The sequence below is a fragment of the Mycolicibacterium austroafricanum genome, from assembly GCF_000612725.1.
Classification (GTDB): domain Bacteria; phylum Actinomycetota; class Actinomycetes; order Mycobacteriales; family Mycobacteriaceae; genus Mycobacterium; species Mycobacterium austroafricanum.
On the sequence record NZ_HG964450.1, the window covers coordinates 96,323 to 108,302 of the forward strand.

13 protein-coding genes and 1 pseudogene are annotated in these 11,980 nt (G+C 68.6%); 8 read left to right on the forward strand and 6 right to left on the reverse strand.

Annotated features, from left to right (window positions below; all coding sequences use genetic code 11):
* The first annotated feature begins 4 nt into the window (after nucleotides 1-4).
* Nucleotides 5-1,249 carry a DUF349 domain-containing protein gene (locus BN976_RS00520; RefSeq protein ID WP_235621985.1) on the forward strand — a complete coding sequence of 415 codons (1,245 nt, stop codon included), beginning with the start codon at nucleotides 5-7 and terminating at the stop codon, nucleotides 1,247-1,249.
* A gap of 3 nt (nucleotides 1,250-1,252) precedes the next feature.
* Here the strand turns inward: BN976_RS00520 and BN976_RS00525 are convergent, their stop codons facing one another.
* Nucleotides 1,253-1,852, reverse strand: coding sequence for an Rv2732c family membrane protein (locus BN976_RS00525; RefSeq protein WP_036368883.1), 600 nt, complete (start codon nucleotides 1,850-1,852; stop codon nucleotides 1,253-1,255).
* Nucleotides 1,849-3,381, reverse strand: a complete 1,533-nt coding sequence (miaB, locus tag BN976_RS00530) for a tRNA (N6-isopentenyl adenosine(37)-C2)-methylthiotransferase MiaB (protein ID WP_011779654.1) — start codon at nucleotides 3,379-3,381, stop codon at nucleotides 1,849-1,851. The genes BN976_RS00525 and miaB overlap by 4 nt, the downstream gene beginning before the upstream one ends.
* 246 nt (nucleotides 3,382-3,627) lie before the next feature.
* On the opposite strand from miaB, the gene BN976_RS00535 reads away from it, so the two are divergent.
* From BN976_RS00535 to BN976_RS00560, 6 genes are read left to right on the forward strand one after another with little or no spacing between them, the layout of a single operon-like run.
* Nucleotides 3,628-4,356, forward strand: a complete 729-nt coding sequence (locus BN976_RS00535) for an amino acid ABC transporter ATP-binding protein (RefSeq protein WP_086008497.1) — start codon at nucleotides 3,628-3,630, stop codon at nucleotides 4,354-4,356.
* A gap of 29 nt (nucleotides 4,357-4,385) precedes the next feature.
* Nucleotides 4,386-5,225, forward strand: a complete 840-nt coding sequence (locus BN976_RS00540) for a glutamate ABC transporter substrate-binding protein (RefSeq protein ID WP_036367041.1) — start codon at nucleotides 4,386-4,388, stop codon at nucleotides 5,223-5,225.
* Nucleotides 5,226-5,252: 27 nt separating this feature from the next.
* Complete coding sequence (locus tag BN976_RS00545; protein WP_011779651.1) at nucleotides 5,253-5,933, forward strand: amino acid ABC transporter permease; 681 nt, start codon at nucleotides 5,253-5,255, stop codon at nucleotides 5,931-5,933.
* On the forward strand, nucleotides 5,933-6,808 hold the full coding sequence (locus tag BN976_RS00550) for an amino acid ABC transporter permease (protein ID WP_011779650.1): 876 nt from the start codon (nucleotides 5,933-5,935) through the stop codon (nucleotides 6,806-6,808). The genes BN976_RS00545 and BN976_RS00550 overlap by 1 nt, the downstream gene beginning before the upstream one ends.
* Nucleotides 6,809-6,820: 12 nt before the next feature.
* Nucleotides 6,821-7,225, forward strand: a complete 405-nt coding sequence (locus tag BN976_RS00555; protein ID WP_036367045.1) for a DUF1622 domain-containing protein — start codon at nucleotides 6,821-6,823, stop codon at nucleotides 7,223-7,225.
* Nucleotides 7,222-7,488, forward strand: a complete 267-nt coding sequence (locus tag BN976_RS00560; RefSeq protein WP_036367047.1) for a hypothetical protein — start codon at nucleotides 7,222-7,224, stop codon at nucleotides 7,486-7,488. Before BN976_RS00555 ends, BN976_RS00560 begins: the two co-directional genes overlap by 4 nt.
* Here BN976_RS00560 and BN976_RS00565 read toward each other — a convergent pair.
* The 3 genes from BN976_RS00565 to recA form a co-directional block, all read right to left on the reverse strand.
* Nucleotides 7,454-8,887 (reverse strand): FAD-dependent monooxygenase, encoded by a 1,434-nt coding sequence (locus tag BN976_RS00565; protein WP_235621986.1) that lies wholly within the window; start codon nucleotides 8,885-8,887, stop codon nucleotides 7,454-7,456. The genes BN976_RS00560 and BN976_RS00565 overlap by 35 nt on opposite strands.
* 216 nt (nucleotides 8,888-9,103) lie before the next feature.
* Nucleotides 9,104-9,658, reverse strand: a complete 555-nt coding sequence (gene recX / locus BN976_RS00570) for a recombination regulator RecX (RefSeq protein ID WP_011779646.1) — start codon at nucleotides 9,656-9,658, stop codon at nucleotides 9,104-9,106.
* A complete protein-coding gene (recA, locus tag BN976_RS00575) occupies nucleotides 9,627-10,679 on the reverse strand; it encodes a recombinase RecA (RefSeq protein WP_011779645.1) in 1,053 nt (350 codons plus the stop codon). The genes recX and recA overlap by 32 nt, the downstream gene beginning before the upstream one ends.
* 158 nt (nucleotides 10,680-10,837) lie before the next feature.
* Between recA and BN976_RS00580 the strand changes: the two are divergent.
* Nucleotides 10,838-11,693: pseudogene (locus BN976_RS00580) on the forward strand (alpha/beta hydrolase).
* Nucleotides 11,694-11,782: 89 nt separating this feature from the next.
* On the opposite strand, the gene BN976_RS00585 reads toward BN976_RS00580, so the two are convergent.
* Nucleotides 11,783-11,977, reverse strand: coding sequence for a DUF3046 domain-containing protein (locus BN976_RS00585; RefSeq protein ID WP_011779628.1), 195 nt, complete (start codon nucleotides 11,975-11,977; stop codon nucleotides 11,783-11,785).
* Nucleotides 11,978-11,980 lie beyond the last annotated feature (3 nt).

Here is an 11,980-nt window from a genome sequence, read left to right on the forward strand (position 1 = left end):
CGCCGTGCCCGCCGCCGCCCCGGTGGTGGGCACCGCCCCCACCAGCGATCCGCACCGCTTCGGCCGCGTCGATCCCGACGGCACGGTGTGGCTGATCACCTCCTCCGGTGAACGCACCATCGGCTCGTGGCAGGCCGGCGACGCCGAGGCCGCCTACGCGCACTTCGGGCGCCGTTTCGACGACCTGCACACCGAGGTGGTGCTGCTGGAGACCCGCCTGGCGTCGGGTTCGGGCGACGCCCGCAAGATCCGTTCGGCGGCGGCGACCCTGGCCGAGACCCTGCCCGAGGCGCACGTGCTCGGCGACGTCGATTCGTTGGCCGCGCGGCTGGCCGCGATCGTCGAGCACGCCGAGAGCGCCACGCAGGAGGAGAAAGCCAAACGCGAGGAGCACCGCGCCACCCAGACCGCCCGCAAGGAGGCGCTGGCCGCCGAGGCCGAGGACATCGCGGCCAACTCCACCCAGTGGAAGGCTGCCGGCGACCGGCTGCGGGCCATTCTCGACGAATGGAAGACGATCACCGGCCTCGACCGCAAGGTCGACGATGCATTGTGGAAGCGCTACTCGGCGGCCCGCGAGACGTTCAACCGCCGTCGCGGCTCACACTTCGCCGACCTCGACCGGGAACGGGCGGGCGCCAGACAGGCCAAGGAGTCGCTGTGCCAGCGCGCGGAGGAACTGTGTGATTCGACCGAATGGGGTCCGACTTCTGCGACGTTCCGCGATCTGCTGACCGAGTGGAAAGCGGTCGGGCGCGCGGCCAAGGACGTCGACGACGCGCTGTGGCAGCGTTTCAAATCCGCCCAGGACAAGTTCTTCTCGGCGCGTAACGCGGCCACCGCGGAGCGCGACGCGGAGTTCCGGGCCAACGCCCAGGCCAAGGAGGCCCTGCTGGCCGAGGCCGAGCGGATCGACGCCTCGGATCTGGACGCGGCCAGGGCGGCGCTGCGCGCGATCGGCGACAAGTGGGACGCCATCGGCAAGGTGCCCCGGGAGCGTGCGCCGGAGCTGGAGCGCCGGATGCGCGCGGTCGAGAAGAAAATCCGCGACGCCCCGACCGGCGGTGTCGATCCCGAGGCGAAGGCCCGCGCCGAGCAGTTCCGGGCCCGCGCCGAGCAGTTCGAACGGCAGGCGGAGAAGGCGGCCGCGGCAGGTCGCACCAAGGATGCCGAGCAGGCCCGCGCCAGTGCCGAGCAGTGGCGACAATGGGCCGAGGCGGCCGCCGACTCGCTGAGCCGGAAGCGCTAGCCGCTACTCCTTGGGTGGGTCGTTGTCGCCTTCGTCGGGGAAGGTGTCGAGCAGGCTCTTGTTCTGCCCCTCCGAGTCGGCGCGACGCCGTTGGTCCTCGGCGGCCAGCTGCAGCGCGGTGCGCGTCGCGACCACCCTGGCCCAGTGGTAGGTCAGCAGTATCACCGCAAACCACGCCGTGATCAGGCCCAGCCCCGGCCCGGGGTAGGGTTCCGGCGCGGTCTGGCGGGACCACACGGCCAGCAGTCCCAGGAACGTCGCCACCGTGGAGCCGGCCAGCGCGATCCAGGCCAGCGTCCACCGCCGGGTCAGCAGCGCCAGCATCGAGAACCCGACGCCGAAGACGAGCGAGAACCACGCGAAGACCCGCGACGGCAGCGCGACACCGTTGTCGACGGCGGCCCCGGAGCCGGTGAGCACGTCCAACCCCCTGGCCCCGCCGGTGTGCGGCAGCAGGAGCGTCGCCAGCAGCACGAACACCAGGATCGCCAGGAACAATGCCCTCACCCCGGGGTCGATCTCGCGTGCGATGCGCCGCTCGGCGGCCTCCAGGTCGCCCTTGAACTGGTCGAAGCCGTTCGCGCCGTGCGCCTCCGCGTTCATCGTGCACATCCCGTGGTCGCGGGCAGCGGATCCGGCGCACCGACGGCGGGCATGCCCAGGCCGACGCCGGTACGTGGCTTCTGTCCGGCTGCGTGCGCATCGCCCGCACGGGTGCGTCGGTGCTCGATCAGCCCGGCATCGGCGATCAGATGGTGCGGGGCAGCGCCGGTGACGGTGGTCACCACGACGTCGCCCGGCCTGACCTCGCTGCCGACGGCGCCGGGCGCGAAGTGCACCAGCCTGCCGTCCCGGGCCCGGCCCGACATCCGCGCGGTGGCCGCATCCTTGCGCCCCTCCCCGGTGGCCACCAGCAACTCGACGCGCCGCCCGATCTGGGCGGTGTTCTCTTCCAGCGAGATCCGCTCCTGGAGTTCGATCAACCGTTGATAGCGTTCGGACACAACGGCTTTGGGTACCTGGTCGGCGAGCTCGGCAGCCGGGGTGCCCGGCCGCTTGGAGTACTGGAAGGTGAAGGCACTGGAGAATCGGGAGGCAGCGACGACGTCGAGGGTGGCCTGGAAGTCCTCCTCGGTCTCGCCGGGGAAGCCGACGATGAGGTCCGTGGTGATCGCCGCGTGCGGGATCGCCGCGCGCACGCGGTCGATGATGCCGAGGTAGCGTTCGGCGCGGTACGAGCGGCGCATCGCGCGCAGGATCCGGTCCGAGCCCGACTGCAGCGGCATGTGCAGCGTCGGGCACACGTTGGGCGTCTCGGCCATCGCCTCGATGACGTCGTCGGTGAACTCGGCCGGATGCGGTGAGGTGAAGCGCACCCGTTCCAGCCCGTCGATGCGGCCGCACGCGCGCAGCAGCTTCGCGAATGCACCCCGGTCGCGGGGTTCCGTCGGGTCGGCGAACGACACACCATAGGCGTTGACGTTCTGCCCCAGCAGTGTGATCTCCAGGACACCCTGGTCGACCAGCGACTGCACTTCGGCGAGCACGTCGCCGGGGCGGCGATCGACCTCCCGGCCGCGCAACGCGGGCACGATACAGAAGGTGCACGTGTTGTTACAGCCGACTGAGATGGAAACCCAAGCAGCGTAAGAGGATTCGCGACTGGCGGGCAACGCCGACGGGAACTCCTGCAGCGCCTCGGCGATCTCCACCTGGGCGACGCGGTTGTGCCGGGCCCGGTCCAACAGGGCCGGCAGCGAACCGATGTTGTGGGTGCCGAACACGACGTCGACCCAGGGGGCCTTGCGCAGCACCGAGTCCCGGTCCTTCTGGGCCAGGCACCCGCCGACGGCGATCTGCATGTCCGGATCGGACTGCTTGCGGGGGGCGAGATGACTGAGGTTGCCGTACAGCTTGTTGTCCGCGTTCTCCCGCACGGCGCAGGTGTTGAACACCACGATGTCGGCGTCGGCGCCCTCGCCCGCGCGCCGGTACCCGGCGCCTTCGAGCAGGCCCGCGAGGCGCTCGGAGTCGTGCACGTTCATCTGGCAGCCGTACGTACGGACCTCGAAGGTGCGCGCGGAGCGATCGGGTGAAGGCCCGCTCGCCTGCTGCGTCACCGTGGAAGTCACGGCCCCATCCTACGGAGCACCCGGGGCCGCCCCGAAATCACGCGGGGCGAGCGAAGCGACGGGGGAATCACTCGGGGCGAGCGAAGCGACGGGGGAAACACACGGGGCGAGCGAAGCGACGGGGGAAACACACGGGGCAAGCGAAGCGACGGGTTAATCACCAGATCGCGGAGTTCCTGCATGTTGGACCTTCCCTGGGTAAGGTCATCACGCATGGAGAGCCCCAGGGAGTCCCCTGATGTGCCGATGATCTCGATGAAGGCGGTCAACAAGCATTTCGGCTCCCTCCACGTCCTCAAGGACATCAACCTCGACGTCGGTCAGGGACAGGTCGTCGTCGTGCTGGGGCCGTCGGGTTCGGGCAAGTCGACGTTGTGTCGCACCATCAACCGTCTGGAGACCATCGATTCGGGCACCATCGCGATCGACGGCAAGGTGCTGCCCGCGGAGGGGCGCGGCCTGGCCCAGCTACGTTCCGATGTCGGCATGGTGTTCCAGTCCTTCAACCTGTTCGCGCACAAGACAATTCTGGAGAACGTGACACTCGCACCGATGAAGGTGCGCAAGACATCCAAGGATCAGGCGCGGGAGAAGGCGATGAGCCTGCTCGAGCGGGTCGGTGTGGCCAACCAGGCCGACAAGTATCCCGCGCAGCTCTCCGGGGGCCAGCAGCAGCGCGTCGCGATCGCCCGCTCACTGGCCATGAATCCCAAGGTGATGCTGTTCGATGAACCGACCAGCGCACTGGATCCCGAGATGATCAACGAAGTGCTGGCGGTGATGGCCGGATTGGCGACGGACGGCATGACGATGCTCGTGGTCACCCACGAGATGGGCTTCGCGCGCAGGGCCGCCAACCGCGTGGTGTTCATGTCCGACGGCGCCATCGTCGAGGACGCCGAACCCGCCCGGTTCTTCGAGCACCCCCAGACCGACCGCGCCAAGGACTTTCTCGGCAAGATCCTCCACCACTGACCGCCAGTTCCGACGAAAGGAATCACCACATGTCCCCCAAGTCCCTGTCCGCGCGCGTCGTCGGCGCGCTCGCGCTGGCCGCCGCACTCCCGTTCGCAGCGACCGCGTGCGGCGGCGGTGACGGTGGCGGCGGAGGCGCCGGCGGCGGAGGCGACACGATCGTCATCGGAACCAAGTTCGACCAGCCGGGCCTGGGCCAGAAGAACCCCGACGGCACCATGAGCGGGTTCGATGTCGACGTCGCCACCTACGTCGCAGGCGAGCTCGGTTACACCCCCGACAAGATCGAGTGGAAGGAATCACCGTCGGCGCAGCGCGAGAACCTGATCCAGAACGGTCAGGTGACGTTCATCGCGGCGACCTATTCGATCACCGACGCGCGCAAGGAGAAGGTGTCGTTCGCCGGCCCCTACCTGATCACCGGGCAGAGCCTGCTGGTGCGCTCGGACAACACCGACATCACCGGTGAGGCATCGCTGGAGAACAACAAGATCCTGTGCTCGGTGTCGGGCTCGACGCCGGCGCAGAAGATCAAGGACAAGTACCAGGGCGTGCAGCTGCAGCAGTACGACACCTACTCGGCGTGCATCGACGCGTTGAAGAACGGCGCCGTCGACGCCGTCACCACCGACGAGGTGATCCTCGCCGGTTACGCCGCGCAGAGCCCGGGTGCCTTCAAGATCGTCGGCGAGCCGTTCTCGGAGGAGCGCTACGGCATCGGCCTGAAGAAGGACGACACCGAGCTGCGCACCAAGATCAACGACGCGTTGAGGAAGATGGAGGAGAGCGGAGCCTGGAAGGAAGCGTTCGACAAGAACCTGGGCCCGGCCGGGATCACCGCGCCGACACCCCCGCCGCTCGACAACTGAGCGACCAGGTAGCCACCGGAGCCGCACGTGGAGGTTTTCACCGAGTATCGCGCGGAGATTCTCGCCGCGTTCTGGACGACGATCCAGCTCACCGTGCTCGCGGCGATCGGTGCGCTTGTGCTCGGCACGGTGCTGGCCGCGATGCGGCTCGCACCGGTGCCGATGCTCAACTGGATCGGCACCGCGTACGTCAACATCGTGCGCAACACGCCGCTGACGCTGATCATCTTGTTCAGCTCGTTCGGGCTGTCCCAGACGCTGGGGCTCACGTTGGCCGACAGACAGTCTGCGACGTTCATCGCTGACAGCGGCTTCCGGCTGGCGGTGCTGGGGCTGACCGTCTACACCGCGTCGTTCGTGTGCGAGACGGTGCGCTCGGGGGTGAACACCGTCCCCCTCGGCCAGGCCGAGGCGGCCCGCTCACTCGGCTTCACATTCGGACAGAACCTGCGAATCGTGCTGCTGCCGCAGGCTTTCCGCGCAGTCCTCATCCCGCTGGGCTCGGTGCTGATCGCGTTGACGAAGAACACCACGATCGCGTCGGCCATCGGCGTCGCCGAAGCCGCGCTGCTGATGAAGGAGATGATCGAGAACACCGCGGCCGTTCTGGTCGTGGGCGGGATCTTCGCGCTCGGCTTCGTGATCCTCACGCTGCCGCTGGGATTGTTGTTCGGTTGGCTCGGTAAGCGAATGGCGGTGGCCCACTAGTGGCCGGCTCTGTGTTGTTCGACGTCCCCGGGCCGCGCGCACGGCTTCGCAATCACGCGGTCAGCGCGGTCACGGTCGTGGTCGTGCTGCTGGTGGCGTGGGTGGTGTATGCGCGGCTGGACTCCCGGGGCCAGCTCACCGCGGCGAAGTGGGAACCGTTCCTGACCGCCGATCTGTGGCGTACCTACGTCCTGCCCGGCATCGAGGGCACGTTGACGGCGGCCGCGGTGTCGATCGTGCTCGCGCTCGCGCTCGGTTTCGTGCTCGGCGTGGGCCGACTGTCGACACACACCGCGATCCGGTGGGCGTCGTCGGTGTTCGTCGAGTTCTTCCGCGCGGTGCCGGTGCTGATCATGATGATCTTCGCCTACTTCCTGTATGCGTTCTACGACGTCTTCCCGTCCAAGCACCTGGCGCTGGCGGGCGTCATCACCGGTCTGACGCTGTACAACGGCGCCGTCATCGCCGAGATCGTGCGCGCGGGCGTGCACGCCCTGCCGCGCGGCCAGACGGAGGCGGCGTCCGCGCTCGGGTTGACCTGGGGTCAGACGATGCGGTCGATTCTTCTGCCGCAGGCGATCACCTCGATGCTTCCCGTCCTCATCTCGCAACTGGTGGTGGTGTTGAAGGACACCGCGCTCGGTTACCAGATCACGTTCGTCGAGATGGTGCGTCAGGGCACGGTGATCGGCTCGGCGTACGGCAACTACATCCCGGCGCTGATCGTGATCGCGCTGTTGATGATCGCGCTGAACTTCACGCTGTCATGGTTGGCCACGCGGCTGGAACGGCGCATGCGTAGATCCCGCAAGGGCCCGGCGCCCATGGAGGCCGAGCCGCTGGACCTGCAGGGCGACCGCAGCCGCGGCGTGTGAGTTGCCGGTGAGATGACCGCAACCCGGTACGCGTTCGAGGTGCTGCCCGAGTCGACGCTGCGCGACATGGTCGACCTGATGGTCCGGCTCATCGAGGCGTGCGGCGCCGTCGTCATCATGATCGGCGCGGTCGTGGCCATCGCCAAGTTCGTCGTCGCGTTGAGCCGCCGCAGTATCAACCAGTTCTCGGCGGTGCGGCTGACACTGGCCCGGTTCCTGGTGCTGGGGCTGGAATTTCAGCTCGCCGCCGACGTGTTGCGCACCGCGATCTCACCGTCGTTCGAGGAGATCGGCAAGCTGGCGGCGATCGCGACCATCCGCACGGTGCTGAACTACTTCCTCAACCGGGAGATCGCCCAGGAGCAGCGCGAGATCGAGCTGCTGAAAGCCCCGCGCGTCCCACCGCCGGCGCCGTGAGCTTCGTAGTCGGCGCATCCTGGTGTCTGGCGATCGCCGGGATCGTGCTCGGCGTGGCCGCGCTGGCGGTGTTCGGCAAACCGATGCCCGCGCTGCGGGTGACTGTCGAACTCCTCATCGCCGCTGGGCTGCTGCGGCTGAGCGTCGATTCCTCGTGGACGGCCATCCTCATGGCTGCCGCACTGATCGCGTTGCGCCGCACCATCACCCGGAGTCTGACCGCGGATTTCACCGCCTCCCCGTGGGGGCCCCGAACCACCTAGCGGCGGCCTCGGCCGGTGCCGCTGCGCTGTCCCCGGCCACCCAGGCGACGTGGCCGTCGGGCCTGATCAGCACCGCCGCGGGCGCGGGCACCTCACCGATCACCGGGAGCTCCCACACGGTCGCTGCGTTGGCCCTGACCATCCGCACTCGCGCTTCCCATCCGGTCAGATCGATGGCGTCGGGCGCGCCCAGGTCGAGCAGTACCGGCCTGGCCTGGCGCAGGAGCGCGGACACCCGGGTGGGGCCGTGCGCCGTCTCCAGGTCGAGGTCGGGCATGCGCAGCCCCAGCAGCGGGTGTCCGTCCCCGAGGTCGTAGTGGATGTCGAGCCCGGACATCATCGCGGCGAAACGCCTCCGCGGCTCATCGATGTCGAGCATGTCGGAGACGACGCCGTGCAGGACCGTGGTGCGGTCGTCCGGACGCAGCAGCGCCATCTGGGCCACGGCGTTGCGCAGCACGCGGGCACCGACCGGATGCCGCTCGTCGTGGTAGGTGTCGAGCAGCGTGTCCGGCGACCTCCCCTGGACCACCTGGGCCAGTTTCCATCCCAGGTTCACCGCATCCTGCATTCCGGTGTTGAGGCCCTGTCCGCCGACCGGATGGTGCACGTGCGCGGCATCCCCGACGAGCAGGATTCGCCCGCTGCGGTAGGCCACCGCCTGTCGCGCCGTGTCGGTGAACCTGGAAATCGAGGTGGGGCTGTGGATTCCGAAGTCGGTGCCGTACACGGTGACGAGCGCCTCGCGCAGCTCTGCCAGGTCGGGGACACCGGAGCGGCGCAGGTCCTGTTCGGTCACCATGATCCGCACCGGTCCGTCGTCGGAGCGGCTCAGCGCGTGTACGCCCAGTGCGTCGCGCCGGATGCCCCACTCGGGTTCCCGACCATCCTCGGGGGCGATCTCGACCTCAGCGAGCAGATAGCTGGTGGTGGGCTCCCACCCGGGGAACTCGATGCCTGCCGACTTGCGGATCAGGCTGCGCCCGCCGTCGCAGCCGACGAGGTAACCGGCCCGCAGGACCCGGCCGTCGGACAGTTCGATGTCCACGCCGGCCCCGTCCTGCCGAACCCCCACGACCTCACGCCCCCGGTACACGGGGACGGCGAGCTCGTCGACCCACTCGGCCAGGATGCGCTCAATATGCTTCTGCCACAACGCAAGACCGTAGGGGTGACGGGTGGGAAGGTCGCTGACGTCGAGGCGCACCTGGGCGAACCCGTGCACCTGCATCGTCTCCCCCGCCGACAGGAAGCGGTCGACGACGCCACGCTGGTCGAGGATCTCCAGGGTCCGCGACAGTAGGCCGCCCGCACGCGAGCCGGTGATCTCCGGGGTGGTGCGCCGCTCGACGACAGCTACGTCCACCCCGGCCAGCGCGAGTTCGGCCGCGGTCATCATCCCGGTGGGCCCACCGCCGCCGACCACCACCGCATGGTCGGTGTCGCCGTTCGGATCGCCGCCGTCATCGCGGCTGTCATCGCGGGTGTCTTTGTAGGCGTCTTTGTGGTGTGTTGTGGTCACGGCAGCTGATTCTGGGGCCGGACCCGGGTCTTGCCGCAAGACCGGGGGTGCCCAATAATGTGAGAGGGGGAAGCGCAGATCACTCCCCCGGGCTCACACTTTCCGGCGTTCCCTTTCGTTCGCCAACTCCGCCGTGACCACATCGAACGCCATCGTCTGGTTGTAGCCACGCCGGGCGAGCATGCCGACCAGACGTCGCGCCACCTTGTTCTCGGCGTCCCTGTCGTCCGGATCGCCCAGCTTCTCGCGACGCAGCTTGTCGCGAACCAGCTGTTCGGCACGGGTGCGTTCGGCGCCGGCGTCGATCCCGGCCAACGCACCGTCGATCACCTCGTTGTCGACGCCCTTCTTACGCAGCTCGGCGGCCAAGGCGCGCTTGCCTTTTCCGGCGTTGAGGCGACGCGACCGCACCCACTGTTCGGCGAAGTCCTCGTCGTCGACGAGTCCGACCTGGGTCAGCCGGTCGAGGACGGCGGCGGCGATGTCGTCGGGATACCCGCGCTTGGCGAGCGCAGCCTCCAGCTCGGCACGGGTGCGCGCCCGGGCGGTGAGCAGGCGCAGGCACAATGCCCGCGCCTGCTCGCCACGCTTGGTGGACTCGTCGGCCTCCGCCGGATCAGAAGTCGACGGGAGCGGGAAGAGCGTCATCGTTCGCGTCGTCGGTCAACTGGGCCCCGATACCGAGCTTCTCTTTGATCTTCTTTTCGATCTCGTTGGCCACATCGACGTTCTGCAGCAAGAAGTTTCGCGCGTTCTCCTTGCCCTGCCCCAGCTGCTCGCCGTCGTAGGTGAACCAGGATCCGGACTTGCGGATGAAGCCGTGCTCGACACCCATGTCGATGAGCGAGCCTTCGCGGCTGATGCCCTTGCCGTAGAGGATGTCGAACTCGGCCTGCTTGAACGGCGGCGACACCTTGTTCTTGACGACCTTGACGCGGGTGCGGTTGCCGACCGCGTCGGTACCGTCCTTGAGGGTCTCGATGCGGCGCACATCCATACGGACCGACGCGTAGAACTTCAGCGCCTTGCCACCCGTGGTGGTCTCGGGGGACCCGAACATCACACCGATCTTCTCGCGAAGCTGGTTGATGAAGATCGCGGTGGTACCCGAATTGTTCAGCGCGCCGGTCATCTTCCGCAGCGCCTGGCTCATCAGGCGGGCCTGCAGGCCGACGTGACTGTCACCCATCTCGCCCTCGATCTCGGCGCGCGGCACCAGGGCAGCGACCGAGTCGATGACCAGGATGTCCAGCGCACCGGACCGGATCAGCATGTCGGCGATCTCGAGTGCCTGCTCACCGGTGTCGGGCTGGGAGACCAGCAGGGCATCGGTGTCCACGCCGAGCTTCTGGGCGTAGTCCGGGTCCAGCGCGTGCTCGGCGTCGATGAACGCCGCGATGCCGCCCGCGGCCTGCGCGTTGGCCACGGCATGCAGCGCGACGGTGGTCTTACCGGAGGACTCCGGACCGTAGATCTCGACGACGCGGCCACGGGGCAACCCGCCGATACCGAGCGCGACGTCCAGGGCGATGGAGCCGGTGGGGATGACCGCGATCGGCTGGCGCACCTCTTCGCCGAGCCGCATCACCGAGCCCTTGCCGAAGTTCTTGTCGATCTGTGCGAGCGCCAACTCCAGGGCCTTCTCGCGATCGGGGGCTTGCTGAGCCATGGTGATACCTCTCCGGTAGTCGTTGTTGACCGGTTCTCGGTCGGTTGGCCGTGACGCTATGCGAGGCCACCGACAAGTCGCTGGGTCGAACTCCCCCCACAGTAGACGAACAGGTGTTCGATTCAAGCGGACACGCCGACGGACTATCTTTTCCGGGTATGACGCGCCAGGAGGTCCAGATCCCTGCCGACGGCGGGCAGATCGCGGCGTACGTGTACCGACCGCAGGTCACCGGCGGTGGCACCGCATGCATCGTGATGGCACACGGCTTCACCGGCACCCGCGACGACGGTCTTCCGGATTACGCCGAGGCGTTCTGCGCCGCCGGCCACACCGTCGTGCTGTTCGACTACCGCCACTTCGGCGCGTCGACCGGTGAGCCCCGCCAGCTGCTCGACATCGCCGAGCAGCGCCGCGACTACCACACGGTGATCGCGTGGGCCCGCCACCTCGACGGTGTCGACCCGAACCGGATCGTGGTGTGGGGTTCGTCGTTCAGCGGCGGCCACGTGCTCGCCGTCGCCGCCGAGGACCCCCGGATCGCCGCGGTGATCGCGCAGGCGCCGTTCACCGACGCACTCGCCACCCTGCGCGAGATACCGCCGAGGAACATCCCCCTGCTGCTGATCGCCGCCGTGCGCGACCAGGTCGGCGCGTGGCGCGGACGGCCGCCACACACGGTGGCCGCCGTCGGCTCCCCCGGCACCGTCGCCGCACTCACCTCACCGGACGCCAAGCCCGGCTTCGAAGCCATACTCGGACCGCCTCATGTTCACGTTCGCGTTCAACCGGCCCGGCCGCAAGGCCGCGAAACTGCGGATGCCGGTGCTGCTGTGTGTCTGCGACGACGACGTCGTCACCCCGCCGGGACCGTCGGTCGAGGCGGCGCACCGCGCCCCCCGTGGCGAACTGCGCCGCTACCCGTACGGCCATTTCGACATCTATCACGACCCGAAGGCCAGGGCCGACCAGCTGGAGTTCCTGGCGCGCGTCGTCGGTGACCGCACCGCCTGACCGATCCTGGACGCACCGCGTGCGACGGTCCTGTCGCGGATCATCCGGGTGCGGCGGGCCCCAGGATGCGGGAGCGCCGGCGCTGAGATTCACCACTGGTCGCGCGGGACGTCGAAGTCCGCGCACAGCGCCCGCCACACGTCGCGCGGCTCGACGCCGTCCTCGATGGCCTGCGCGGCGGTGCGGCCTCCCATGCTGGTCAGCACGTGGTCCACCAGCATCGACGACGCCCGCACCGCACCGAACTGTCCCGCGACGAGCTCCTGGAATTCCGTCAACCGCACGGG